This is a genomic window from Pedobacter kyonggii, assembly GCF_004310665.1.
Taxonomy (GTDB): Bacteria; Bacteroidota; Bacteroidia; order Sphingobacteriales; family Sphingobacteriaceae; genus Pedobacter; species Pedobacter kyonggii.
In genome coordinates this window covers 1-25,771 of the sequence record NZ_SIXF01000013.1, presented here as the reverse complement: position 1 = coordinate 25,771, position 25,771 = coordinate 1, and the positions used below count along the sequence as shown (strand labels likewise).

Annotated in this window: 20 protein-coding genes and 2 rRNA genes; 5 read left to right on the top strand and 17 right to left on the bottom strand. The window is 38.5% G+C overall.

What is annotated here, in order from left to right:
- Positions 1–241 precede the first annotated feature (241 nt).
- The 8 genes from EYS08_RS14195 to EYS08_RS14160 form a co-directional block, all read right to left on the bottom strand.
- The gene (locus EYS08_RS14195; protein WP_131030663.1) at positions 242–592 is read right to left on the bottom strand and encodes a hypothetical protein; all 351 of its coding nucleotides are present in this window, start codon (positions 590–592) and stop codon (positions 242–244) included.
- Positions 593–678: 86 nt separating this feature from the next.
- Positions 679–1,809 carry a sensor protein KdpD gene (locus tag EYS08_RS14190; protein WP_131030662.1) on the bottom strand — a complete coding sequence of 377 codons (1,131 nt, stop codon included), beginning with the start codon at positions 1,807–1,809 and terminating at the stop codon, positions 679–681.
- A gap of 7 nt (positions 1,810–1,816) precedes the next feature.
- Positions 1,817–2,065, bottom strand: coding sequence for a hypothetical protein (locus EYS08_RS14185; RefSeq protein WP_131030661.1), 249 nt, complete (start codon positions 2,063–2,065; stop codon positions 1,817–1,819).
- Between the two features lie 158 nt (positions 2,066–2,223).
- The gene (locus tag EYS08_RS14180; protein WP_131030660.1) at positions 2,224–3,294 is read right to left on the bottom strand and encodes a porin; all 1,071 of its coding nucleotides are present in this window, start codon (positions 3,292–3,294) and stop codon (positions 2,224–2,226) included.
- Positions 3,295–3,581: 287 nt separating this feature from the next.
- On the bottom strand, positions 3,582–4,142 hold the full coding sequence (locus EYS08_RS14175; RefSeq protein WP_131030659.1) for a K(+)-transporting ATPase subunit C: 561 nt from the start codon (positions 4,140–4,142) through the stop codon (positions 3,582–3,584).
- Positions 4,143–4,247: 105 nt separating this feature from the next.
- The gene (gene kdpB, locus EYS08_RS14170) at positions 4,248–6,275 is read right to left on the bottom strand and encodes a potassium-transporting ATPase subunit KdpB (protein ID WP_131030658.1); all 2,028 of its coding nucleotides are present in this window, start codon (positions 6,273–6,275) and stop codon (positions 4,248–4,250) included.
- A 128-nt stretch (positions 6,276–6,403) separates the two neighbouring features.
- Entirely contained in the window at positions 6,404–8,122 is a 1,719-nt protein-coding gene (gene kdpA, locus EYS08_RS14165; RefSeq protein WP_131030657.1) for a potassium-transporting ATPase subunit KdpA, read from the bottom strand.
- 39 nt (positions 8,123–8,161) lie between these two features.
- The gene (locus tag EYS08_RS14160; RefSeq protein ID WP_082035969.1) at positions 8,162–8,239 is read right to left on the bottom strand and encodes a potassium-transporting ATPase subunit F; all 78 of its coding nucleotides are present in this window, start codon (positions 8,237–8,239) and stop codon (positions 8,162–8,164) included.
- A gap of 487 nt (positions 8,240–8,726) precedes the next feature.
- On the opposite strand from EYS08_RS14160, the gene EYS08_RS14155 reads away from it, so the two are divergent.
- Together EYS08_RS14155 and EYS08_RS14150 are read left to right on the top strand one after the other, a co-directional pair.
- Positions 8,727–8,924 (top strand): cold-shock protein, encoded by a 198-nt coding sequence (locus EYS08_RS14155; protein ID WP_131030656.1) that lies wholly within the window; start codon positions 8,727–8,729, stop codon positions 8,922–8,924.
- A 71-nt stretch (positions 8,925–8,995) separates the two neighbouring features.
- Positions 8,996–9,661 carry a Crp/Fnr family transcriptional regulator gene (locus EYS08_RS14150; RefSeq protein ID WP_131030655.1) on the top strand — a complete coding sequence of 222 codons (666 nt, stop codon included), beginning with the start codon at positions 8,996–8,998 and terminating at the stop codon, positions 9,659–9,661.
- A 71-nt stretch (positions 9,662–9,732) separates the two neighbouring features.
- On the opposite strand, the gene EYS08_RS14145 is transcribed toward EYS08_RS14150, so the two are convergent.
- From EYS08_RS14145 to EYS08_RS14120, 6 genes are all read right to left on the bottom strand, one after another.
- Positions 9,733–11,220, bottom strand: a complete 1,488-nt coding sequence (locus EYS08_RS14145; RefSeq protein WP_131030654.1) for a redoxin domain-containing protein — start codon at positions 11,218–11,220, stop codon at positions 9,733–9,735.
- Between the two features lie 4 nt (positions 11,221–11,224).
- The gene (locus EYS08_RS14140) at positions 11,225–12,346 is read right to left on the bottom strand and encodes a TlpA disulfide reductase family protein (RefSeq protein WP_131030653.1); all 1,122 of its coding nucleotides are present in this window, start codon (positions 12,344–12,346) and stop codon (positions 11,225–11,227) included.
- A 39-nt stretch (positions 12,347–12,385) separates the two neighbouring features.
- On the bottom strand, positions 12,386–13,765 hold the full coding sequence (locus EYS08_RS14135) for a RagB/SusD family nutrient uptake outer membrane protein (RefSeq protein ID WP_131030652.1): 1,380 nt from the start codon (positions 13,763–13,765) through the stop codon (positions 12,386–12,388).
- Between the two features lie 11 nt (positions 13,766–13,776).
- Complete coding sequence (locus EYS08_RS14130; protein ID WP_165456460.1) at positions 13,777–17,070, bottom strand: SusC/RagA family TonB-linked outer membrane protein; 3,294 nt, start codon at positions 17,068–17,070, stop codon at positions 13,777–13,779.
- A 269-nt stretch (positions 17,071–17,339) separates the two neighbouring features.
- On the bottom strand, positions 17,340–18,332 hold the full coding sequence (locus EYS08_RS14125; protein ID WP_131030650.1) for a FecR family protein: 993 nt from the start codon (positions 18,330–18,332) through the stop codon (positions 17,340–17,342).
- A gap of 150 nt (positions 18,333–18,482) precedes the next feature.
- Positions 18,483–19,079 (bottom strand): RNA polymerase sigma factor, encoded by a 597-nt coding sequence (locus tag EYS08_RS14120; RefSeq protein ID WP_131030649.1) that lies wholly within the window; start codon positions 19,077–19,079, stop codon positions 18,483–18,485.
- A gap of 792 nt (positions 19,080–19,871) precedes the next feature.
- Between EYS08_RS14120 and EYS08_RS14115 the strand changes: the two genes are divergently transcribed.
- Genes EYS08_RS14115 through EYS08_RS14105 form a run of 3 tightly spaced genes read left to right on the top strand, consistent with a single transcriptional unit; the run spans position 19,872 to position 22,766 of the window.
- Positions 19,872–21,056, top strand: a complete 1,185-nt coding sequence (locus EYS08_RS14115; protein WP_131030648.1) for a glycosyltransferase family 87 protein — start codon at positions 19,872–19,874, stop codon at positions 21,054–21,056.
- Positions 21,053–21,985, top strand: a complete 933-nt coding sequence (locus EYS08_RS14110; RefSeq protein ID WP_131030647.1) for a glycosyltransferase family 2 protein — start codon at positions 21,053–21,055, stop codon at positions 21,983–21,985. Before EYS08_RS14115 ends, EYS08_RS14110 begins: the two co-directional genes overlap by 4 nt.
- 1 nt (position 21,986) lies before the next feature.
- Positions 21,987–22,766 (top strand): polysaccharide deacetylase family protein, encoded by a 780-nt coding sequence (locus EYS08_RS14105; RefSeq protein WP_131030646.1) that lies wholly within the window; start codon positions 21,987–21,989, stop codon positions 22,764–22,766.
- A 168-nt stretch (positions 22,767–22,934) separates the two neighbouring features.
- On the opposite strand, the gene EYS08_RS14100 is transcribed toward EYS08_RS14105, so the two are convergent.
- From EYS08_RS14100 to rrf (EYS08_RS14090), 3 genes are all read right to left on the bottom strand, one after another.
- Positions 22,935–24,701, bottom strand: coding sequence for a S8 family peptidase (locus EYS08_RS14100; RefSeq protein WP_165456466.1), 1,767 nt, complete (start codon positions 24,699–24,701; stop codon positions 22,935–22,937).
- A 603-nt stretch (positions 24,702–25,304) separates the two neighbouring features.
- Positions 25,305–25,416: ribosomal RNA gene (rrf, locus tag EYS08_RS14095) — 5S ribosomal RNA — on the bottom strand.
- Between the two features lie 107 nt (positions 25,417–25,523).
- Positions 25,524–25,635: ribosomal RNA gene (gene rrf / locus EYS08_RS14090) — 5S ribosomal RNA — on the bottom strand.
- Positions 25,636–25,771: the final 136 nt, after the last annotated feature.

The window sequence follows — 25,771 nt, the reverse complement described above, 5'->3', positions numbered from 1 at the left end:
TATCTGTGAGCATCTGTGGTAAAAAAACTTAGGTTAATGACATTGCCCCAATTCCTCCATTACAGCAGTTTAAACCAAAATAAAAAGCCCCGAAATTTACATTTCAAGGCTTGGTTATATTATAAAATGGGAAAAATATTTTCTGTTTATGATCTGATAAAAACCAACAGGTCTTTATTTATAGTTGCAGCTTCGGTGATTGGCATGCCATGAGGGAAACCAGGATGCGAGAATTAATCTTTTACTTTACAGCTTTAAACTTCGTGGCCAATAGTACCCCTCCAAGAGCAGCGGTGAGAAAAACGCCTTCAAAAATCAATAACCTTTTTTTCTTTTTAAAGCCGCGGTAAAAGGTATGTGCTGCAATAATCCCCAGGCCAACAAACTCTATATCTATTTGTACCCGTTTCGACGAATCTTTACTTTTAATCAGCGCAATGCGCAATAATTTATCAATTAAACTGATGTTTTTAGAAACACCTTTTCTAATCTGTGCCTTACTTGCCGAAGCGCCTAATTTCTTAGCCGCAGTTTGTAATCCGGTAGTGGCGATCTCGTTAATCAAATGTGTTTTAGTATCTTTTTTTTCCATATTGCTTCTATAGGTCCTATTATTTCAACTCAATATAAAGGAATATGGTTTTGATTATTTGAGAATGATGTGAATTGCTTTTTTATTTAAGATAGGATAACCAAATCGATATCCTTCATTGCCAGATTCTTCAGTAAGCCATTAAAAATCGCTGTACGCAGCATCACCTGGAAAATATTAAGATGTGGTTTTCCAATACAAATGGTGGTAATTTCTTTCTCGTTGGCAATATCGATGATGGTTTTGGTTATCGCATTACTTTTTATCTTGATCACTTCAGCCCCAAGCTCGGTAGCCAGTTTAAAATGGTTAATCAGATGGCGTTGTTTATCGAGTTTAATGCGCTCCATACTTTCATTATCGCTCTGCACATACAGTACAAGCCATGGCGATCGGTAATAGGAGGCCAGTCTTGCAGTTTTCCTGATCACTACCCCTGCAGTTTCGGCATTAGAAGAAATACAGGCCAAAAAACGTTCGGGCCGAAGTTTAATTGATTTTGGAATTTCGGTCTGAATTTTCCGTTCTACCTGGTGCACCACCTCTTTTAAGGCCAGTTCGCGCAACTGAAGAATTTTATCGGATTGAAAAAAATTACCGAGTGCCCTTTCAATTTTTGATTGATCGTAAATTTTGCCTTCCTTAAGGCGGGTAACCAATTCGTCAGCCGTAAGGTCGATGTTTACAATCTCATCGGCAATTTCCAATATTTTATCTGGAATACGTTCGGTAACAGCTATCCCTGTAATCTGCTCAATTTCCTCATTAATGCTTTCCAAATGCTGGATATTAACAGCCGAGATCACGCTAATCCCTGCCTCGAGCAGGTCGAACACATCCTGCCAGCGTTTGGTGTTTTTGCTGCCTTCGGCATTGGTATGGGCAAGTTCATCAACGATAACAATCTCGGGATGGCGGTTCATAATTCCTTTCAAGTCCATTTCTTCTATTTCCTTGCCCCGATAAAAGATTTTTCGCCTTGGAATAATGGGAAGACCTGCAACAAGTGCTTCTGTTTCTACTCTTTTGTGGGTTTCAACATAACCGATGCAAATGTCTACTCCATTTCGCAATAATGCATGCGATTCCTGGAGCATCCGATAAGTTTTACCAACACCAGCACTCATGCCAATATAGATCTTTAACTTTCCGCGTCTGGATTTCTTCACCAGATCCAAAAAGTGTTTGACTGATTCTTCTTTTTGTTCTTCTTCCATGATCTTTTTACCAGGCAACAGTCATTATTCCCTTCTCTATCAATATAGTAACTGTGATCATCATCATAAGGGTAAATAATATCAGCATAAATTTAAGTGAAATCTTCCTGGAAAGCAGTTTAAAGTATTTTTCAGTAGCATAACTTTTTTTGATAGCAGATGTTCTTTTCCTTTTTAAAAAGCTTAATTTTCTCATCATTAACATTCCAAGAAATGCTAAAAACAGGCTGAATAAGATTTCTATGTATGGATGCATTGTTTTAATATTAAAATTATACTAATCTGCCACGTTGTCCGAAGGACTCCTACGGAGAGCCTGTCGAAACGCTTAACATGCATTTTGGCTAGTCCTTCGACAGGCTCAGGATGACAAATTTTAAAGAGTAATCCTCATTCCCGCGCAAGCGAACCGCATTAAAACGAAACCGCTATACTGGCAGTGACGGTTGCATTTGCATTTACCGCAGCACCTTCTCTTGCAAATATTTTGTCTTTACTATCATAGGTTTTTCCCTCCAATCTGATTACGGCATTTGTTATAGGCGAATAATCAACATTTAACGAGTAGCCCTTGGTTTTAAAACCCTGCGGTGTTCCGGTTGCGATAAAAATCCCGTTTTTATCTTCATAATATTCGAATCTTCCGGCAACAGCCCATTTTGGTGCAAATTTGTATTGAAGGATTGCTACGGGTGAAATCACCTCGCTTTTATCATTGCTTCCTTTTTGTTTTTGCTGGGTTCCATAATCAAGTCCAACGGTTACACCAAATTTATCGGTAAGCTGAAAGATACCATAAACGTTGTGGTAAAACCTATTTACCCTAACCGAATCAGCGCCTTCAGTTCCAAGATAATTGTTGTAGTTTACCGTGATCTTGTCTGTTGGTTTCCAGCTTAATTGAAGTCCGCCCGCAGGTTTATTATTTCCATTCTGGCGGGTAATGCGTTGCCAGCCGTTAAGGTAAAGTGCTGTTGCTGTAAATTTGCCATCCTTAGTGCCATAGGTAATTTTTGCACCCGACTCATAATAAGGGGTATTCTCTGAAGAAATATTTCTGGTGAGTACCCAGCAATCTTTTGAAACCGCACTTTCGAAACCGATGTGTGAAGAAAATATTCCGGCATCAACCCAAAGGTTTTCCGATTTGGATAATTTCACGCCAGCATTGGCCTCGAAGATATTTTTTAATACACCCGGCTCAGCAGCAAGGTTTGCATTGGTATAAGTTCCTGCCATTACAGCTAAGTTTGCGCGGATATTTCCACTATCGTAAGCCGCTTTAATAAAACCAAGGTTTAGGTTTACCTCGGTTGCACGGTTATGTGAATAAATAAAGCCTGGGCGGTTATGATCGGCGGGTTTGTTAAAATCATATCCATAGTAGGCTTCAAGATAGCCGGTTACTTTAATCTTTGGTTCTTCCTGTGCTTTTGCGAAGAATGTAGTGGTCATTGTAGCGGCAAGTAATAATATTTTTTTCATAAAAAAGGAATTGTTTTGTGTAAGGCAAAGCCCATGAGGTTCGCGCTCGTTTTTTACGAACCCCATCTGCTTTGTTATTGTTAATTTTTGGGTATTAATTAAAGAGCGGTCGTCATTCCCGCGCAGGCGGGAATCTTAATACACAATACATTCGCATTAAGATTATCTGCGATGAGCACTGCGTGGCCCAATCGGGTTGGGAATGACAAACCTCCGCAACCTGTCTCCGTTGTTATCTATCCCTTAAGTTTTTGGCAAACGCTTTCGGACAGACAGCAAACCACCATTTAAAGCTCATCAAGGGCAAGGTTCAGCTTCAGCACATTTACCGATGATGGCCCGAAAAGGCTCATAAAGGGTTTAAGGGTATTCATTGCGATAAGTTCTTTCACCTTTTTCTCATCTATATTTCGGGCTTTTGCTACTCGTTGGATTTGAATCCTGGCGCCTTGCTCAGAAATATTTGGATCAAGCCCACTTCCTGATGCGGTAACCATATCGGCAGGGATATCAGATTTTTTGATACCTGGGTTGTATTTCAATAAAGTATCAATACGGGACTGAACTTCTTTTAAATAGTCGGGATTAGATGGACCTTTGTTAGAACCTCCAGAACCTGCTGCATTGTAAGCAACTGCTGATGGTCTTCCCCAGAAATATTCTGGTTTGGTAAAAGATTGACCCAATAGCGCATAACCTACTGTTTTACCATTTTTGGTGATTTTTTCTCCTCCCCCGTTTCCTTTAGACATTTTGCCGATAAAGGCCACTGTGATGGGATATACTACGCATAACAGTACCAATAGTACTAGGGTTAAGCGGATAGATTGAATGATATACTTTTTCATTTTTATATTTTTTTGTTTTCCTTGATGTCATGCTGAGGTACGAAGCATCTTTAACTTACTGGCAATGCTGGTTTTTAGCAACTACCTCACCGCTTACAGATTCTTTTATACAAATAAGCCAACCAATAAATCGATTATTTTAATGCCTATAAATGGAGCAACTACGCCACCAATACCATATATAAACAGGTTTCTGCGCAATAATGCTGTTGCACCAATAGGTTTATAAGCTACCCCTTTCAATGCCAGCGGAATCAGGATCGGAATAATGATGGCATTAAAAATCACAGCGGACATGATTGCCGATTCTGGTGAGTGCAGGCCCATAATATTCAGGCTTTGCAAAGCAGGAATTGATGCGATAAATAGAGCCGGAACGATTGCAAAATACTTGGCCACATCATTCGCGATTGAAAAAGTAGTGAGCGTACCACGTGTAATTAGCAACTGTTTACCAATTTCTACAATCTCGATCAGTTTTGTAGGATCGTTATCCAAATCGACCATGTTACCGGCCTCTTTTGCAGCCTGTGTTCCACTGTTCATCGCTACTCCAACGTCAGCCTGAGCCAATGCAGGAGCATCATTGGTACCATCACCCATCATCGCTACCAGCTTACCGAGTGTCTGTTCATCTTTGATGTAGTTCATTTTATCCTCGGGTTTAGCCTCAGCAATAAAATCGTCAACACCAGCTTTTTCTGCAATATACTTGGCTGTTAATGGATTATCACCTGTAACCATCACAGTTTTCACACCCATTTTCCTTAAACGTTCGAAACGTTCGCTAATGCCTGGTTTAATAATGTCCTGCAGTTCGATTACACCAAGGGCTTTCTCATTTTCGGATACTACAAGTGGCGTTCCACCGTTAGTGGCAATAGCCTTTACATGGTTTTCGATATCGGAAGGAAAAATATTCCCAGCCTTTTCTACAATATTCCTGATCGAATCGAAAGCGCCTTTTCTGATCCTTCTTCCGTCGGCAGTATCCAATCCGCTCGAACGGGTTTCGGCAGTAAACTTAATAAACGTAGATCCCTGTGGTGTTCCGATAGATTTAATACCTTGCTCGGCCGCAAGCTCAATAATTGATTTTCCCTCTGGGGTTTCATCGGCTAACGAACTCAGTACACAAGCATCGGTAAAAACTTTAATGTTTACACCTGCAGTTGGATAAAAATTGGTCGCTTTACGGTTACCAATAGTGATCGTTCCAGTTTTATCTAAAAGTAATACATCAATATCACCCGCAGTTTCTACCGCTTTACCAGATTTGGTAATTACGTTAGCCCTTAACGCCCTATCCATTCCGGCGATACCAATGGCAGATAAAAGTCCACCAATGGTGGTTGGGATCAGACATACAAAAAGGGAGATCAGTGCAGCAATGGTAATCGGCGTATTGGCATAATCAGCAAAAGGTTTCAATGTTACACATACGATGATAAATACCAGGGTAAAACTAGCCAGCAAAATTGTTAATGCAATTTCATTGGGTGTTTTCTGGCGTGATGCACCTTCAACCAGGGCAATCATCTTATCTAAAAAACTTTCTCCGGGAGCAGTGCTCACCTGAACTTTAATTTCATCAGATAATACTTTTGTACCTCCGGTTACCGAAGATTTATCACCTCCTGATTCACGTATTACTGGGGCAGACTCTCCAGTTATGGCCGATTCGTCGATGGTGGCAATACCTTCAATAATCTCTCCGTCTGTTGGAATGGTATCACCTGTTTCGCAGATAAACACATCTCCTTTTTTTAATTGGTTGGACGAACGGATTTCTATGGTTCCGTTTGCCAAAAGCACTTTTGCAGGTGTTTCTTCTCTTGTTTTACGAAGACTGTCTGCCTGTGCTTTACCTCTTGCCTCTGCAATAGCCTCGGCGAAGTTGGCAAACAAAACGGTAAGCAATAAAACTAAGAAGATGAAGAAATTGTATAAAGGCGATCCTTGTCCGCTATGGCTAAAAGAGTATACAGTCACATAAGCCATTACCAGTGTTCCGATTTCGACGGTAAACATGACCGGGTTACGCACCATTGCCCTTGGGTCAAGCTTGATAAAAGATTGTTTTAGTGCGGTCTGCACCAAGGCAGGTTCGAACAATTTATTATTGGGTTTCATTTTTTTATTTGTTATGTGATTTCACAGATTTAATTGATTTCACAGATTATGGTGTGGTTTGTCATCCTGAGCTTGTCGAAGGACCTTTGATAATTTCATTTCGACAGCCTCAATGTGACAACTCTCATTTATTTAAGCATGGTAAAATATTCTGCCAACGGACCTAAAGCCAGGGCAGGGAAATAAGAAAGTGCATTTAACACTATGATCACTGCAAAAGTCATCAGTGCAAAGGTTTTGGTATCTGTTTTAAGTGTACCAGCAGATTCGGGGATGAATTTTTTGGCACCCAATAATCCAGCGATGGCAACAGGGCCTATAATTGGCAAGAAACGGCCAAGGAAAATCACAATACCGGTAGATAGATTCCAGAACATATTGTTATCACCCAACCCTTCAAATCCCGAACCATTGTTGGCATTCGATGAAGTCATTTCATATAACATCTCTGAGAATCCATGGAAACCGGGGTTGTTGAGCCAGTTTTTAGGTTGCACTGCCCATGCAGCATCGCCATGACTGGTAAAGATGTAACTCGCAATCGCTGTTCCGGCAAGGATCAAAAACGGACTTAACAAAGTAATAATAGCTGCAATCTTGATTTCTCTGGCCTCTACTTTATGTCCAAGAAACTCCGGCGTTCTTCCCACCATCAAGCCTGAAATAAATACGGCAACAATCAGGTAAATGAAATAGTTTAATAAACCAACACCACATCCCCCATAGAATGAATTGATCATCATTCCCAGTAATTGCCATGTACCTGACATTGGCATCGTACTATCGTGCATACTGTTCACCGAACCCGTAGAAATAATTGTAGTTACAGTAGACCAGTAAGCAGAGGCAGCCGGGCCGAAGCGTACTTCTTTTCCTTCCATGGCACCAGTAGACTGAGAAATTCCCATTTTAGCTAATGCCGGATTACCGCCCAGCTCCGAGCTAAGCATAGGGATGAGCAACATAAACAGACCGATGGTCATAACACCAAAGATGGTCCATGCTAGTTTTTTCCTGCGGATGAAATAACCAAAGGCAATTACCATTGCAATAGGAATGATTACCTGCGCAATCAGCTCAACCATATTGGTAAAATAACTTGGGTTTTCAAATGGATGTGCTGAATTGACCCCAAAATAACCTCCACCATTTGTACCTAAGTGTTTAATGGCAATCATTTGGGCAGCTGGTCCCCTCGAAACATGTACCGTATCGCCCTGCATCGATATAAATTGGTCTTTTCCTTCGTAACTGGCAGGTGTACCGTTAAAGGTTAAGATTAGCGCCATCACAAAAGATAATGGCAATAATAAACGGGTAATTGCTTTCACAAAAAATTCCCAAAAGTTTCCTAGCTGGGTTGTTGTTTTATCCCTGAATGCTTTAAACAATACAACTGCAGCTGCAATACCCGTTGCTGCGCTTACAAACTGAAGAAACATGAGTACATATTGCTGGGTAAGGTAACTTACGCCACTCTCGCCCGAATAATGCTGCAGGTTACAATTAGCAACAAAGCTAATAATGGTGTTAAAAGCCAGATCTGGTGTCATCCCAGGGTTTCCATCCGGATTGAATGGAAGTTTATCCTGAAAGATGAGTACAAAAAAACCGTAAAACAACCACAGTATATTAATGGTAAGCAGTGCTTTTAACTGCTGTTTCCAGTTCATCTGTTCTTTAATATTGATTCCGGAAAGCTTGTAAATACCAGTTTCCAATGGTTTTAAAAAATCTGTCCAGACTTTTTCTCCTGCAAAAACTTTGGCCAGGTATTTACCCAATGGTATTGCGATGACCAGGGTGAGCAGGAATGTGGCGACAATGCCTGTTAATTCAGTGTTCATTTTTTGATTTGCTAATTATCCTCTGTAGAGGAGAATGGATTAAAATTTTTCGGGTTTGATCAGCACGTAGATCATATAGATAAATACGGCGATGGCGATAATAAATAATGCGATCATAATGTTAGATTTTTTCGAACCAGTCGATTGATTTGTAAGTAGCCCAGCAGAGCAGGATTAGGATTAAAAAAAATAGTATTGTCATGATATATTGATTTTACATGCCATTAGCCAACCTTATACCACAAAAGAAAAACAAAACACAAACAACTGATATACAATAATTTGTATTAAAATAAAACCTTTAAATTTAAATTAGACATAAAAAAACCCTTCCATTTTGGAAAGGTTTTTTTCATTTGGGAAGACAATGGTATTGCTGTCATTCTGAACGCAGTAAAGAACCCCAAGGCTCTGCGAAGCAAATCTTTTAATGATTATGCGCTAAACGCTCTGGTCTTAGCGGTACGCTAAGACCCCACAATTTAATTCCGTGTCCGAGTCTCCGTGGCAAAAACTAAGTCTTAGCGAGATGCTAAGACTAGGAGAGCCGAAAAACTTTGTTGCCACATTACACGTATGTTAGTTAAAACCAAACAGACGTATAATGAGAAAGGGCACGGTAATACAAATCGATCAATCGGTTGGCTTTGGATTTATACAAGACGAAAACGAACAGGAAATTGCATTTTGTTTAGCAAATCTTACTGAAAACATCACTACAGGCGACCTGGTAGAATTTAAAATCGAACTAATGGCGCACGGACTGACAGCCACCAACCTTCGCCTATTATTACTTATTTAAATGCACATATTAAGATTATTTTTGTATATTATATAAAAGCAAGATGATTATCTATCAAAAAAGATCTCTTTTTGAACCTAAAAGTTTATAACATTATGCTCAATTCTAACAGCAACAGTTCTTTTGTATGGCCACTTATCCAGTATATGGAGCAATACCATAAGCTTTCCAGTAGCCTTATTGCGCAGTACGAAAAACATTGCTCATTAGTAACGATTAGAAAAAATAAACACATTGTCTCTCCTGTTGATAGTAATGCAGCACTTTACTTTGTAAAAAGTGGTATTGTTCGTGGTTTTGTAAAAGATGGCACCAAAGATATTACAACCTGGTTTTGCTTTGGTAATAATATTGTAGGAGCCATTCGCCACCCTGATTTACAAGCTAACCACTCTGTAGAATATTTACAGGCCTTAGAAGATTGCGAGCTGATCCGTGTTCCTTATACGTTAATCGACTATGCTTATTCCCATTTCGAAGAAGCCAACATTATCGGGCGAAAACTGTTAGCAGTACACAATTATGCTGCATCCGAAAGATCTATACTGGCCAGAATACCCAATGCATTGCGACGGTACCAAAAGCTGGCAGAAAGCGGAAATGTAGACTTAAACAAAATACCGCTCCGCTATCTGGCAAGCTATTTAGGAATGAGATTAGAAACATTAAGCAGAGTTAGAAGCAAAGAACTGCATAAAAGTGTACATCGCGATGTTGCCGTATTAATAGAGAAATAGTGGCCTTTAAAAAAGCAAACCCCGTACAGTTATTGGTATGGGGTTAAAAACTCTAGTAAAACACAACGGATTTAACCTTTTTTAATCATATCAATCATCATCGAAATTTCATCTACCGCAGCTTCATTGCTACCATCAAAACCCATCAGGTTAAATCTGATATTCCCTGCAGGATCGATCACAAATTTTGAAGGAATTCCCGACACTTTATAATCAGTAACCACCTTGTTAACTTTCGAATCAGGATCTTTGGTATCCATTAACACTTCGAAACTATATTTCTGCGATTTAATATAATCGCTCGCATCCTGAGTTGGCGTAGCTGTTTTCTCCCAGGTATGAATAAACAAAAACTTCACGCTTGGATCTTCTTTATATTTATTAACCGCCATTTGCATTGCAGGGAAAGAAGCCTTACATGGCCCACACCAGGTTGCCCAAAAATCGAGGATTACCACTTTACCCTTTAAACTGCTTAGTGTAACTTTTTTGCCTTCAATATCGGTTAATGTAAAATCTACAGCTGGTTTATTGATGATTTCTTTATTAAGTTTTTGCTGTAGATTGGCCAGAATCCCTTTTCTGATTTCAGCAGCATAGGCGTCGAAACCCGCATCACTTCCCTTTACTTTAATATAAAGTTTTTTAAAGGTACTGCTCATTTCATCATTGGCCTTGCCCGATTTTACGGCCTCTTCCAATTTAGTATAAGCCTCCTGATTTCTATTCAATGCCATTAATATTTTGGCGTATTGGAAATTTGATCTTGGAGAAGCCGTTTTTGGATTTTTAGCCGCTAAATCGGCATAAATAAGTGCTTCATCATACTTCTTTTGTTCGAAAAGAATACCTGCATAAGTCATGGTTAAACCCGGGTAACCCGAAGCGGCAAATTTGGATGAATTTTCGTTAGGCAGCTTTCCATCATAATAGGTTTTAGCACTTTCCATGGCTTTTTTATAGTATACAGCTGCATTTTTTAAATCGCCGGTTTTATAAAAAGTCTCTGCAACACCACCAAATCCGTTTCCTTTCCAAAAATCTACCTGAAGCTTGTTAATATACTCGATAGCCTTAGCGGCATTTTTTTCTTTGGCATATTCAGAAGCAATAGCCGATACCACATAATCGTACACAATCAATTCTTCTCCAGAACCCGAAACCGGAAATTTCTTAATCCATATTTTATAGGCATTTTCTTTCGCCAGCGCCGTTTTCTCATCATAAATTTTGCTGGCTTCCTGTGCCCTCGCTCTCGAACCTTTAGGAAATTTCTGTAATTCTACCTGAACAAGAGAATCGGAAGCCTTTACATTTTTTAACCGATAGTAGTAATTAATGGCCAGGTCAACGTCTTTTTCCTGATCGGCAGCGGCCAGCTTTTGTAATTTGGCTGCCAATAGTACCTTATCTGCAGGTTCCTTCGAAGCCACCAGTTTGTCTAGATAAATCCTGGTTGTATCTACCGGTTTGGTTTGTGCTTTTAAACCACTAACACTTCCTAGAATGATAATAGAAAGCAATCCTAACATTTTGTTACTGATCTTTAATGTGTTCATGTAATTAATTTTTAAATAGGTTTGACAATGTATTGTTCAATTCTTCTCCACGTAAATCTTTTGCAACAACTTTCCCATCCTTATCCAATAAAAAGCTTGCGGGAACCGATTTTACACCATATAATGTCGCAGCAGTATTCGACCAGCCTTTAAGTTCAGAAACATGTTTCCAGGTTAAACCATCATCGTTAATTGCTTTTAGCCAGGCTTCTTTTTTACTGTCTAATGATACGCCTAAAATTTCGAAGCCTTTATCATGGTACTTTTTGTAAGCCGCAACTACATTCGGATTTTCCTTACGGCAGGGACCGCACCAGCTTGCCCAAAAATCTACCAAAACATATTTTCCACGAAGGGCAGAAAGTTTAAGTGGTTTTCCATCTATATCATTCATTACAAAATCTGGAGCCAGTTTTCCCGGAGCAGTTTTATTGGTTAATGCTAAACTGGCTTTAATAGCTTTTCCATAAAATGAAGCTTTAACCGCTGGAGCAAATAATGCATACATTGCTGCTGCTTGCTCGGGATAGGGATAACTAATAAAGCGGTCTTCTACAATTGCCGCAACAGCTACCGAAGAAGCATGTGCTGTTACATAAGCTTTCACTGCATTTTGGTTAAGCACATCCAGCGCTTTAAATTCATCATCGAAGGGTTTACGCTGTGCCGGGCTTAAGGTTACTTTACCTTTTTGGTTTGCGCTATCTAAACGGCGGTAAATATCGCCAGCCTTTGCTGTTATCGATTTCCAAGGACCATTATAAAAACCAAAATAAACATCTGTCTCTGGCGAACCGATTACTTTAGCCTTAAACAACGAATCCTTATCGCCAACTATTGAGATGTCTTTATTTTCTAAAAGAAAGTTTTTTTGTTGCTTACCATCCTTAAGCTTTAAGGCATACATTTTAACCTCGGGTACTGTACCACTAAAAGCGAAACTGCCATTGGTAATGGTAGTAGAATCCTTAATTTCTTTATCGCCAATGTTATGCGAAAGATAAATTAATCCCGTATCTATTCCTTTTATCTTACCCGTTAATTTATATCCTCGTTGTATGTTAAAAGCACTTACTACCAAAAGAACCAAGGTAGCTGTTGCGACTAATTTTATTGTCTTTTTCATGATTGATGTAGTTATGGGAGCCAGAGAGGCTCCCAATAATTAATTTTGATAACCTGGATTTTGAGTTAAATTGGTATTGATCAGGATTTGCGCCTGTGGAATTGGGAACAAAACGGAAGTTGGTTTCCAGGTTGGTTTTAAGGCACCAATTACTGCATTTGCGCGACCATTTCTTTTTAAATCGAACCAGCGATGTCCCCATTCTCCAAAAAACTCTACTTTTCGCTCCTGTTCAATAGCAGTTAACATCTGCCCTTGATCTAAAGTAGCACTCACACCACCTAAACCGGCCCTGCTTCTAACCATATCGATATCCGTTTTTGCACCAGAAAGGTTGTTTTGCTGCGCCCTGGCTTCAGCACGGATCAGGTATTGTTCAGCAAACCTAAGCGCAACATTATATTCATTGCCAGTTCCAGTGCCTATTTTATATTTGTTTATACCATAGTAGGTTTTCCCGCCAATTGTTTTGGTAACTGTCCAATTGGTACGGCGTAAATCAGTTGTGCTTTCAAAGCTTTGATACGTTACATCTGCCAAGGTATAATTCGGGATCACCGCAGGTAAGGTTACATATGCGGCTCCGGGTACAGAAAGTCCTGAAATATTACCAATCTGCCAGATAATTTCATTACTAGTATTAACAAAAGCCGCCTCTGGTGCCGGAAGTGTGTAAACCGCTGAACCTATAACCTGTGTAGCCTGTGCTTCTGCATTTGCATAATCTTTTTGGTAGAGGTAAACCCTAGCCAGAAGTGCTGTTGCTGCATATTTGTTCACCCTGCCTCTAAAAGTGCCCGCATAAGCTGTAGGTAATAGATTTTGTGCTTCAGTTAAGTCCTTTATAATCTGCGGATAAACCTCGGTTGTTGATGTACGGGGCAAAGTTGCATTTTCGAAAGCGGAATAATCGTCTTTTAGTGGCAACGGTATGTCTCCATAAAGATTTACGAGATGGAAATACGCAAACGCCCGCATAAATTTAGCTTCACCCAAAAGCTGATTTTTTACAGAAGGTGTTAAGGTTGTGGAAGCACTAAGGCCGCTAATGGCGTTATTGGCATTTTTCACCAATTGGTAAGTTGTTCCCCATATGGCGTTAGCTGTACCATTATTATTTGAGATTGAATTGTTTGCGAACTCCTGGGTTAATACTACGCTTGCATTATACTGCAACTCATCACTGGAAACCCCCGAGTAAAAAGTAAGTGAAGTAATTAAGCCATTGTTAGCCTGCGAAGAAAAAGAATACAGGCCCATCACAACGCTCTGTGCAGCGGCATCTGTTTTAAAAGAATCTTCGAACAAAACCTGAGTTGGCGGCGCCCCCAGTTCTACAAATTTTTTGCAGGAAGAAACAGTTAAGACTGCTATAAGGATCAATATTTTATAAAAGAAATTTCTATATATTTTTTTCATGATTTTATCAGTTAAAATGAACAGTTAACACCAAATACAATTGTTCTTAATGGAGGCAATACCTGACTAAGTGTACCGGTACCTAAACCCGGAGGCCCACCCGGAACAGTTGTTTCTGTATCTAAGATGTACTTGTTCTTTGCCCATGTATATAAATTCTGGCCTTGAATAAAGACGCTACAATTAGACATTTTAATCTGCTTTAACCATTCGGTAGGCAAAGAGTACGATAGGTTTACAGATCTCAGTTTTAAATATGAGGCATCCCCATATACTGCATCAGACGATGTAAAATTGTTATAGGAAGCGGCAATTACTGATCCTGCTGTTGCCGATGCTCCCGGTAGGTTAGCATTTGTGCTTGTCGGTGTCCATCTTCCCAGCCAATATTCGTTTTGGTTGCCAAGTGCGCCTGGTCTGTTATTTACAATTTGTGTAACGCCAAAACGGTGGTTAAATTGAAAAAATATGCCCAGCTCAAAATTCTTATAAGTGAAAGTATTGTTGAAACCTCCGAAAAATGGCGTTCCTAAATCTGCAATATAACGATCGTTTGAATTGATCACACCGTTGCCATCTTTATCTTCGAACATAGCTGTTCCGTTTGTCGGGTTAACGCCAAGATAATGATATAGTCGGATAAGATTAATCGATTCGCCAACCACATATGAAGAAGCATAAAATGATTTTTCAAGATCTGGAAAATTGACAATCTTATTATCGGTAAAAGTGAAGTTTGCAGAGGTCTTCCAAGAAAAATCTTTTGTGACGATATTGGCTGTATTTAACTCAAGCTCTAAGCCTTTGTTTTGGATTGTAGCCGGAAGATTTAATGTATAACTATTATATCCGCTCTGACTGCCTAATGCATTAGAAGTGATCTGATCAGATGATCTGTTTCTATAGTAATTTGCAGTAAAAGAGATACGATCTTTTAAGAAACCTAAGTCAATTGCAAATTCAAGTTTTTTAGTAGTTTCCCACTGGATAAATTCATTTGGGAGAACAGTTACATTTGTTGCAGCATTGCCAAGATAAGCCGTTGCTGAAGAATATAAAGGAAGGTAAAGGTAATTGGAGATCTGATCATTTCCCGTTGTACCATAACTTCCTCTAATTTTACCAAAACTTAGGAAAGGAATCTTATCTTTTATAAATTCTTCATTTGAGAATACCCATCCCGCACCAATTGCCCCGAAGTTCCCGAAGCGGTTTTTGGGACCAAATCTTGATGATCCATCCCTTCTAAAGGTGGCATTGAAAAGGTATTTTTCATTCCAATCGTAATTTAGTTTGGCAAAAACAGCATCATATTTATACTTAACAATATTATTGTACCATACGGTAGTAGTACCTGCAGCACCCAATGTGCCCAACAGCGCCTCATTGCTATAATTTGTTCCGGAAATATAAAGCCCATTCGAGGCATTTTGCTGGAAACTCGTTCCAATAAGCGCAGTTAAAGTTCCACCGCCAATGCTTCGTACATAATCTAAAGTTGGCTCAATAATCCAGTTTTGGGCGTTAAGATTGGTAAAATCAGCAGAACTTGTTGGGTTGTTTGCCGGGTTTTGAGATGATGCCGGATTTGTAGCCGTCTGATCCAACCTGGTATTGGTATAACCAAAATTTGCTTTGGCAGTTAAGCCTTGTAGTATGGTGTACTTCAAATTGGCATTTGCAATTAAGTTATTGGTTACCCCATTGTATCGCTTTAGTAAAGTTGCCAGGGGGTTAGTGAAATTTGTAGACCAAAATAATTTACCCGTAGCATCATAAAGAGGAAGGTTTGGTGGCAAATTGTACACTGATGAAACATCTCCGGTTGGTATATTGGTATTATCATTAGCATAACTAACAGAAAACGAAGCTGTAAATTTCTTATTCAGCGAGCTATGGTCTAAATTCAATCTCGAGGAGAATCTTTTATCATTATTATCGCCTAAAAAGACGGTACTTTCTCTGCGGTATGCAGAATTGAAGAAAAAACGGGTCTGCTCATTACCCCCAGACATTGAAGCCTGAATTTCATTTACGTGCCCCCTGTTCCCAATAAACATTTTCTGGAAGTCGGTTGAGCTGTTCCTGTCCCATACCGTCAAATCCGGGGCATTATTGCTGTTCGGCGTTACACCATCATTTTTAAACGCTTCTGTCCGCAGTGCCAGGTATTGTTCAAGATCTAACATAGGGATAAAACGATTAACTTCTGTAAAGCCCGTGTTAAGGTTGAGCCCAATTTTTACGCGCCCTGATTTTCCTTTTTTAGTGGTAATTAAAACTACGCCATTTGCACCTCTCGATCCATAAATAGAAGTGGCATCTGCATCTTTCAAAATATCGATACGCTCAATATCAGATGGGTTGATCATGCTAAAAGGACTCACGCCTCCACTTGCACCCGAAGTTCCGAAAGCATTTAAGTTATCTGTTGCGGGTGAGCCTCCATTAAAATTGGTAAACGGAACCCCATCAATCACATACAAGGGAATCCCTCCTGATGAAAGCGAATTCTGCCCTCTTATCTGCACCTGAATGGCTCCCCCCGGAACGCCGTTATTTTGGGCAATCAATACACCCGACATTCTGCCGGATAGTGCTGCTAAGGGATTTCCAACAGGCTGCTTTTCGATCTCTTTCGCGGTAATAGAAGCAATAGATCCTGTACTCGTTTTTCTCGTTGTAGTGCCATAACCGATAATCTGTACTTCATTTAGGCTACCTACCGAAGGTTTCATTACGATTTTGTAGGAATTTTCTGAGCCGATAACCTGTTCTGTATTCTGATAGCCGATGCAAGTAAAAAGCAGCACTTTCGTTCCCTCATCCGGCACGTTAATTCCAAACTGGCCGTTTCTATCAGTCGCTGTACTTACCTTATTGTTTTGTTTCAGCAGTATTGAAACCCCTGGGATAGGAACTCCATCTTCATCTACCACAATACCAGAAATCCTGATGTCAACAGGCAAAGCTTTAACTTCTGGTTTTATCGACGAAATTAAAATCCTGTTATTTAACTGCGTTACTTTGAAACGTTTCGAATTAAACAAAAGATCAAGCAGTTCCTGAACCGTACGTTTTTGTACCGGGATATTTATTTCCCTTAGTTCTTTAAGATCGGTATTTCTATAAATAAAAATAAAAGGTGTTTGCTTTTGAATTTTTTCAATGGCAGAGAATACACTCTCATGATTTAATCCAAGTATAACTTCCGTATTGGAGATCGATTGACCTTTGGTATTAGAAGCAAAGATTAATGAAGAGGTGGCAAAGGTTACTATAGCTAATACAAAGCTTAAACGCATAATCTGACGAATTAGATATCGTGATTTTTTGGAAGCGAAAAATTTCTTACAGGGATTCCCGCCCTCTGCTGATTGTGCAGAAAATTTCATAATTTTAAATGTTTTAAATGATGCCTAAATTGTTTAATACATGCTGTTCCAATTCCAGCTGGAACAGTGCAAATTTTATCTCTCTGTCTTGCAAGGACAGGGAGATTTTTTCATCAGAGGTGGAAATAGTAGAGTTCTTTCATGTGGTTTGGTTTGTTTGGTTTTAGTTGATTGATTATTTAATTATTGCAATCCTTGCCCGAAATTAAAATCTCGTTGGCTTTGGTTACGTATGCTGCATTATTAAAGGATGTAATTACCTGCAAAATCTCATCTAAACTTTCTCCTTTCTGAAAAGTTGTGGTAAAGCGGCAGTTTTTACCGCTATCATCCACAAAAGTAATTTTGGTTCCGAAGCGTTTAGCCAATACTTCAATGGCATCTTTCATGGTAATATCTTCAAAGAAAATATCTTTTGCCTGCCAGTCTACAATTTCCTGCGATATCACTTTGGCCAGGCTTGGCATTTTTCTTTTCTCATCAAAGGTTAGCTGTTGATTAGGTGTAAGTACCCCTAAAAGCTTTTGATGATCTTGCACACTTACTTTTCCGCGGGTTACCGTTATCACAACCTTCTGTCCATCAACGGCTTTAATATTGAAAGCGGTACCCAAAACAGTTGTTTTAACTTTTCCTGCATAAACGATAAAGGGCTTGGCCGAATCATGAACAATATCAAAATATCCTTCCCCTTTAAGTGTAACTTCTCTGGTTTTACCATCAAAATGTTGGGGATACAGCAAAACCGCTCCATTATTTAATATCACTGTACTCCCATCCGGTAATACTATTTTTTTATGCTCCGTTTGTGCTACTACATTAACAACTGCTACATTGGCTTTAGCGGTTATTTTTTGCGTTGCAGGTTTTAAAAAATAAAAAGTAGAAAAACCTGCAATCAATAGCACAGCAGCCCAGCCTATCCAAGCAAAATTTAATTTAAAAGACTTCTTTTCTTCGGCGCGAACAATTTCATTAAAAATTTTATTGGCCTTACTTTCTGCTATAGTTTCTTCAGATTGAAATAAATCCCAATCATTTTCCATTAAGCGTTTTTCAAATTCAACATTACTTGAGGCGTTAAGATGATTAAATAAAACGCTCTTTTCTTCTTCTGATATAGTATTTTGAGCATACTTCTCCAGAAGTTCACTTATTTCTTCATTTTTCATACAATGGCGATATAGAAAAGATATTATTTTGTTCGTTTTAATAGTTGACGTTTGTGAAACACAAAAAGGGGTAGTCAAAAAATTTTTTTTTTAAAAAAACAACCTGATACTAAGAAATCTTAGCAAAATCCTGCAGAATTGATGGAGCGCTTATTTTAATAGCTCCAGAAAAACGAAAGAGATGAATGGTATAGTATTATTTTCACCAACCAAGGTGCGTAATGTTTTTAGGGCTTCTCTTAAATGAACCTTAACAGTAGCGGGTGCAATATGAAGTATTTCTGCAACTTCTTTTTGTTTCATACCTTCAATATGGCACATCCGGTAAACCAATCCTTGCTGTTTGGGTAGTTTAGCCAGTAATTGATCAACGTAGCTTTGCGCATCTTTTCGCATAATGGCATCTTCAGTCCCAGTGTCCTGTTCACTCCAAACTAATTTCTGTAAGTCTGTTGTTTTGTTTTCAGCGGCAATAACCCTAAGCAAGTCTAAAGTAAGGTTAACGGCAATTCTCCGAATGTATCCACCAAAGTTTTCAATGGCATTCAGATTTTCCCTTTTTAACCAAATTTTAAGGAAGGTTTCCTGAACTACCTCTTCAGCTCTTTCTTTAGATTTCAGGTAGCGGTTGGCGTAAGAAAAAACCTTATTTTTATAAGCATCAAAGATCAAGCGAAAGGCCTGTTGATCGCCAACAGCTATTTTGAGTATTAAATCTCGTTCCTCTCCCAATTCCTTATTTTGCATATACTAATATAATATTTTCAAAGCAGGTTTTCTTGGTTGATGAAGTGTTTTTGCACTGCAAAAACGTCTTTTCCATTAAATAACGTTGAATTTTAAAAAACTCATAGGGCACTAAAAAATTAGTTCCAAGCCTACAATGGTTAAAAATCATATCTTCGGTCCTAATCTATAATTTTTGGTAAGACTACAAAAAAATCTGCTTATTTCTGCTAATTAGGATGCAATTTGACAATAAGCTCCTAAAAAAACAGCACTTCCGCATTAAAACTATTAAGTTTTATTTAAAAATTACTCAAATTCAGTAATTTTTAAATAAATGAGGCGATATGGGAGTTATTTTAATCGCTAAATAAGGGATGAAAAATGATTGATAATATATGAAAAAAGCGACGATGAAAACATCATAGCCCGTACTAATCAACTAAACCTTATAAATACCAACCAAATATTTATGATTCAAAAGTAAGTTAGGTGTATTAATTGGAAATTAAGTTAGAATTAAATGAAAGAAAATAACTTAACGTTCTCGAAAATATTCATAATTAAATCAAGTACAAGGGCAGGAACGCCCTTGTAATGATATGCGCTATCATCCCTAAAAGACGCTCACCAGATATCCAATTATTGTGCAATTATAACGGCTCTCCATCATAATTCATAATTTTAGTCCATCCCAGTACCTATCCAAAATATGCACACATAAACACCTAATAACCAAACCAATAAAACACACCTACTATGTAAATGATTATGCAAACTGTTAAAATGGTTATATTGCGGCACTAAATCATAATGAGCAACTCAAAAAACGCTAATCTTAACAACCTATTCTCATTTCTATTAAAAAAGGAATGCGTAATTGCCATTTATCTGCTATTGGCAATTGTAGCGGGTTATAAACAATACCACCATCATTCTTACAATAATTATCTGATTTTCAAATATGTATACTGGCATACTGTAGATCTGCAAAATTTATACAATAACTATCCAGAATATTTAGATAGTAACCACTATGGGCCTTTATTTTCAATCTTTATTGCTCCTTTTGCACTGTTGCCCGATGGTTTAGGTGCTGTGCTTTGGAATGTGGCCAATGTATTAATCTTGCTTTGGGGAATTTATAGTCTCCCTATATCGTTAAACAAACGCACTATTATTGCCTGGATCTGTGCACACGAAGCCTTAACTGCGCTCTTCAGTTTTCAGTTTAACATCGCATTAACGGGACTAATATTGCTCAGTTTCTCTTACCTGATTAAAAAGAAAGAATTACAATCGGCTTTTTTTATTGCTTTCGGTACATTAGTTAAACTTTACGGAATTGTTGGATTGGCATTTTTCTTCTTCACTAAAAATAAGCTAAAATTTATTATAGGCGGCTTAATTGCTTTTGCAGTACTGTTCGCTTTACCAATGGTTATTTCATCACCGGCCTTCGTTATCCAGTCTTATACAGATTGGTATCATTCCCTCGCCCATAAAAATGACTTGAATGCATCGTTAACTTCATTTCAGGATATTTCTTTAATGGGAATGGTAAGAAGAGCAACAGGAAACATTAACATTCCAAATGCGCCGTTTTTATTGGCTGGTCTTGTACTATTTGGTTTGCCCTATTTACGGATTAAGCAATATAAACACCTCGGCTTTAGGTTAATGTTATTGGCATCGACACTTATTTTTACAGTTATATTTAGCAGCGGTTCTGAATCGCCAACCTATATTATCGCTTTTGCAGGCGTTGCCATTTGGTTTACGGTGCAGCAAAGCCCGAAAAAAGGATGGATAATAGCCTTATTTATTTTTGCATTTATATTAACCAGCCTATCGCCAACTGATATTTTCCCAAGGCCGGTTAAAGAATTTATTCGTCTATATTCGCTTAAAGCCCTACCTTGCGTTATCATTTGGCTAACCATAATTTATCAAATGATGAAAGAAGATTTTGAGTCTTATCTGATTGCCGATAAATGAATAAATTAGTTTCTATAGTAATACCTGCTTACAACGAAGCCGATAATATTTTTGTAATAGCCGAAAGTATTAAAAAAGTTTTTTCGACCATCAATTACGATTATGAAATTATCTTGGTTGATGATGGAAGTGCCGATCATACGCTCGAAAAGATAAAGGATTATGCTTCAACAGCAGATAATATATTTTTCCTCGAGTTTTCTAAAAACTTTGGTCATCAACTGGCGGTTAAAGCGGGCATGGACCATGCTTTTGGCGATTGTGTAATTTCTATGGATTGCGATATGCAACATCCTCCGGAGTTGATTCCGCAAATGCTACAGAAATGGCAGGAAGGTTTTGAAGTGGTATACACTATCAGAGAAGAAGATAAAAATTTATCAAAAGGAAAAAGAAGTTCATCAAACCTATTTTATAAAACCTTAAACTGGCTATCGGATATTGATCTAGAACCAGGAGCAGCCGATTTCCGCTTACTCGATCAAAAGGTTGTTAGTGTTTTTAGGAATTTTCACGAAAACGAGCCCTTTTTACGTGGTTTGGTAAAGTGGCTTGGTTTTAAGCAGTTTGCCATTCGTTACAATCCTGCAGCACGTTTTTCGGGGAATAGCAAGTATACCTTTAAAAAGATGTTAAGGCTGGCCTTACATGGCGTTACCTCTTTCAGTATAAAACCATTATATTCTGCAGTATACCTGGGCTTCATCCTTTCTTTTGCCTCCGTACTGTACATACCCTATATTATTTACGCATTTGTAAACCATGTAGAGGTTTCTGGTTGGGCATCTGTAATTATGACTATCGTCTTTTTTGGAGGGCTACAACTCATTATCTTGGGTATTATAGGCATATATGTAGGTAAAATGTTCATGCAATCTAAAAACCGTCCTAATTATATTATCCGTTCAACTAATATTCAGCAAAAATAAAATGGTACTGTTAAGTTTTGATATCGAAGAGTTCGATATGCCTTTTGAATATGGAAAAGATATTTCTTTCGAAGATCAGATTGCCATTTCGAGGGCTGGCACTATTACCATTTTGGATATTTTGGATAAATATGAGGTAAAAGCTACTTTTTTTTGTACGGTTACTTTTGCCGAAAATACTCCCGATCTGATTAAAAGGATTACCGAAACGGGGCACGAACTTGCCTCGCATGGCTATTATCATTCTGATTTTAAACCCGAACACCTTCTCCAATCCAAACTAAAATTAGAAGAACTCTCTGGCAAAGAAATTATAGGCTACCGCATGGCGAGAATGATGCCCGTTGACGAAAAGGAAATTGAAAAAGCTGGATATACTTATAATACGTCCATTAATCCAACCTATTTACCAGGGCGGTATAACAATTTTAATGTCTCCAGAACACATTTCATCAAGAATAATGTATTGCAGATCCCAGCTTCGGTAAGCCCGTTAATTAGGTTTCCGCTATTCTGGTTATCTTTTCACAATCTGCCTTTGAGCATTTACAAAACATTGGCCAGCTGGACATACAAAAAAGATAAATACCTGAATATCTATTTCCACCCCTGGGAATTTACCGATTTAGAAGATTTTAATCGCTTCGGTTTCCCAGCTTACGTAAGAAAAAACACGGGTACAAAAATGGCAAAACGAACCGAAGATCTTATTTCGTGGATGAAAGCTAAAAATTATACTTTTGGCACCTTTCAGGAATTTGTTAAAAACCTAGCCTTGTAGGTTTTTAATAAATATGTTTTTACGTTTAGCATCTGCGCAGTTACAGGAGTACTTAGCTCCGGGCGAAGCGACATCCCCGAAAGCGCAGCGAAGGGATACAGCGGAAAACGGGAACAAACCTTAATAGCTGTAATGAACTTGTGCTTTAAAAAAAGATCGAAAATCAAATTATTTATACGTTTCGGCTAATTTAAGCGCATTGTAGGCATTAACAACTCCTCCGCTAACACATATTTCACTAAAAGGCCTTCTAACATTCTCACCTCTTTCATTTTTATATTTCACCTTGTGTGCTACTTTCGAAACAGATTTCATGATAATCTCTCTTACTTGCGCTGGTTTTAAATCTGGGTAATAGCTTAAAATTAATGCCGCCAAGCCAGCTACAACAGGCGAGGCCATACTCGTTCCATCAGCTTCTTCGTATCTATTATCAGGAATGGTTGATTTGATTAAAAATCCAGGGGCAAAAACATCTACATTATATTTGCCATAATTAGAGAAATCGGCTTTCAGGTTATCATCATCTTTGTATGCACTTGCTCCTACCTCGATCCAATTATTGGCATGGGGTAAATTAAACTTTGCTGAGTCGATTGGCGCAGGCTTTACTATTGCAGATCGGTCATAAGGTGACCTCATGCCCATTCCATTATTTTGTGCAATAGGCCTAGGTGGGGTAAATTCAGGTTTGCTAGGCTTTTTATTGGCTTCTTTATAAGCCTCAGCCTCTTTACTTTCAAAAAATTTATTAGGGAAATTCTCTTCAATATCATTATTCTGGTTATCGTTTCCGGCTGCATGTACCAGTAATACACCTTTAAGTTCTGCATACTTTACTGCAGAGTCTACTGCTTTTTTATCCCACTTATAGCTTTTACCAAAACTCATGTTAATTACTTTAGCGCCATTATCAACCGCGTATCTAATGCCATTAGCTACATCTTTATCCCGCTCATCACCTGTGGGTACCACCCTAATTGCCATAATACTTACATTATTGGCTACACCCAAAATACCTTCCGAATTTGTACGATCAGCGCCAATAATTCCCGATACATGTGTTCCGTGAAAAGCATCCGGCCCTTTTACATCATTGTTTCCATAATCTTTCTGATAAGGATTGCTGTAATCATCGCCAACCAGTTCTGCACGCATATCATATTTAGGATTTAAGTTGTACTTCAGCATCGCATCGTATTGCTTATATCCCTCTTTTATACTCTTATAAAACTTCTCAAAACTACCGTCTTCTTTAGCCCCCTTTCTGATGATTGTTTTAACCTGCTCTTCAGTTTCATCATCAGCTTTATATTGGTCGACATCCTCCATCGTCGGGATTTCCTTTTTATTGATCTTGGCTACAGAATCCAAAACTTTGTTAATGGCAATCAGAACTGAAAAGGTATTGCTGGCATCTTCATATTTTTTACCAAAATCGCCAACCATCTTCTTATACAGTTTAAATTCTTCTTTTTGCGTACTGTCTAAAGGTGTCAAATTTGTTGTTGATTGATATTTAGGTGTATAAAGCCTTAATAAACGTACCAATTCTAAATTATCAAACTCAAGGTTACCCTTTTTTGAACCTATAAAATTCCAGCCATGAATATCATCAATATAACCATTGCCGTCATCGTCTATTCCATTGCCAGGGATTTCTTTTTTATTCGTCCATAAAACATGTTGCAAATCAGGGTGCTTGGTATCTACACCGCCATCTATTACCGCTACAATAATATTTTGCTTAGGTTTTTTATCTTTTAAAAGTTCACGATAAGCTTTCTCCGTACTGATACCAAAATATCCGTTCTCCAATAAATCGAGGTTAAACCAATTTGCAGGGAGTTGTACATTCTTACTTTGAGCAAAAACGCTAAAATTTATACACAAAACAAAAGCAAGAAAAGTTAATTTCTTAAGGTTCACATTCATCATCATAATATGTACGTAATATTACAATAATACGGTTTTATTACCTTGAGGCTGAAAGATTTTACATTTTTTAACAAGAGTATAATAATCAATTTAGAGCAGCTACTTTACGAGTAGACTAATCCTTAAATGTTTGGCAATAATCGAGGTCCTTTTACCATTAAGAAATTAAGAGCATTAAGAATGGTAGAGTTAAATAATTTCTTAGCTGTCCTTCGTTGTGAAGGAACATGCTCTTAATCTGGCGTTTAACTTATTTGTTAAGCATAATCCAGAAGATTAATTTTTTGATGATCTGGAGCGCCATGGCAGTAGCATATAGGTTGGGTTCCGTCCTGCTGTACACTGCAATCCTTTTTGGAACCGTTGGAGTAAACAATTTCCTCAGCCCAAAAGGGATTTCCGCTGCCATCAGGGCTATTGAGCTGGGTCGGGAGGTATAAACTGAAGAGGAAGCAGGTTTGCGCAAATCAGCGTAATCTGCGGGAACGTTGCCTTAACTTTTCTTAACTCCTTAATGGTGAAAACAAGATAGGCATGGCAATAAAATGCTTTTAAACGAAGAAACCCCCACGACGTTACTGTCAAGGGGGTTCTTTTAAGATCTGGCACCGACCTACTCTCCCACGTGTTACCGCAGTACCATCGGCTCTGGTGGGCTTAACTTCTCTGTTCGGAATGGGAAGAGGTGGACACCACCGATATAGGCACCTAAATATTTTTATATCGATTTTAATATTTCAAACTATGCGACCTTAAAACATAAGGCCCTGTATATAACAAGAAAACCCCTCGACTTACCGTCAAGGGGTTTCTTTTAAGATTTGGCACCGACCTACTCTCCCACGTGTTACCGCAGTACCATCGGCTCTGGTGGGCTTAACTTCTCTGTTCGGAATGGGAAGAGGTGGACACCACCGATATAGGCACCTAAATTTCTTTAGATAAGCTATCTCGAGCTTAAATGACATATTATTGAAAGAAGTTATGTTAGAAGAACAAACAACAGTCTGTTTGCTTTGAAAGCTTCGGATGATTAGTACTACTCGACTGTGCTGTCGCCAGCTTTA

Coding starts and splice junctions, on each gene's coding strand:
- kdpA (WP_131030657.1), bottom strand. CDS start 8,122: ATGAACACTGAATTAACAGGCATTGTCGCCACATTCCTGCTCACCCTG.
- EYS08_RS14180 (WP_131030660.1), bottom strand. CDS start 3,294: ATGAAAAAAATATTATTACTTGCCGCTACAATGACCACTACATTCTTC.
- EYS08_RS14160 (WP_082035969.1), bottom strand. CDS start 8,239: ATGATCGCATTATTTATTATCGCCATCGCCGTATTTATCTATATGATC.
- EYS08_RS14175 (WP_131030659.1), bottom strand. CDS start 4,142: ATGAAAAAGTATATCATTCAATCTATCCGCTTAACCCTAGTACTATTG.
- EYS08_RS14190 (WP_131030662.1), bottom strand. CDS start 1,809: ATGGAAGAAGAACAAAAAGAAGAATCAGTCAAACACTTTTTGGATCTG.
- EYS08_RS14120 (WP_131030649.1), bottom strand. CDS start 19,079: ATGCAAAATAAGGAATTGGGAGAGGAACGAGATTTAATACTCAAAATA.
- EYS08_RS14195 (WP_131030663.1), bottom strand. CDS start 592: ATGGAAAAAAAAGATACTAAAACACATTTGATTAACGAGATCGCCACT.
- EYS08_RS14130 (WP_165456460.1), bottom strand. CDS start 17,070: ATGCGTTTAAGCTTTGTATTAGCTATAGTAACCTTTGCCACCTCTTCA.
- EYS08_RS14125 (WP_131030650.1), bottom strand. CDS start 18,332: ATGAAAAATGAAGAAATAAGTGAACTTCTGGAGAAGTATGCTCAAAAT.
- kdpB (WP_131030658.1), bottom strand. CDS start 6,275: ATGAAACCCAATAATAAATTGTTCGAACCTGCCTTGGTGCAGACCGCA.
- EYS08_RS14110 (WP_131030647.1), top strand. CDS start 21,053: ATGAATAAATTAGTTTCTATAGTAATACCTGCTTACAACGAAGCCGAT.
- EYS08_RS14185 (WP_131030661.1), bottom strand. CDS start 2,065: ATGCATCCATACATAGAAATCTTATTCAGCCTGTTTTTAGCATTTCTT.
- EYS08_RS14135 (WP_131030652.1), bottom strand. CDS start 13,765: ATGAAAAAAATATATAGAAATTTCTTTTATAAAATATTGATCCTTATA.
- EYS08_RS14145 (WP_131030654.1), bottom strand. CDS start 11,220: ATGAACACATTAAAGATCAGTAACAAAATGTTAGGATTGCTTTCTATT.
- EYS08_RS14115 (WP_131030648.1), top strand. CDS start 19,872: ATGAGCAACTCAAAAAACGCTAATCTTAACAACCTATTCTCATTTCTA.
- EYS08_RS14105 (WP_131030646.1), top strand. CDS start 21,987: ATGGTACTGTTAAGTTTTGATATCGAAGAGTTCGATATGCCTTTTGAA.
- EYS08_RS14100 (WP_165456466.1), bottom strand. CDS start 24,701: ATGAATGTGAACCTTAAGAAATTAACTTTTCTTGCTTTTGTTTTGTGT.
- EYS08_RS14140 (WP_131030653.1), bottom strand. CDS start 12,346: ATGAAAAAGACAATAAAATTAGTCGCAACAGCTACCTTGGTTCTTTTG.
- EYS08_RS14155 (WP_131030656.1), top strand. CDS start 8,727: ATGAGAAAGGGCACGGTAATACAAATCGATCAATCGGTTGGCTTTGGA.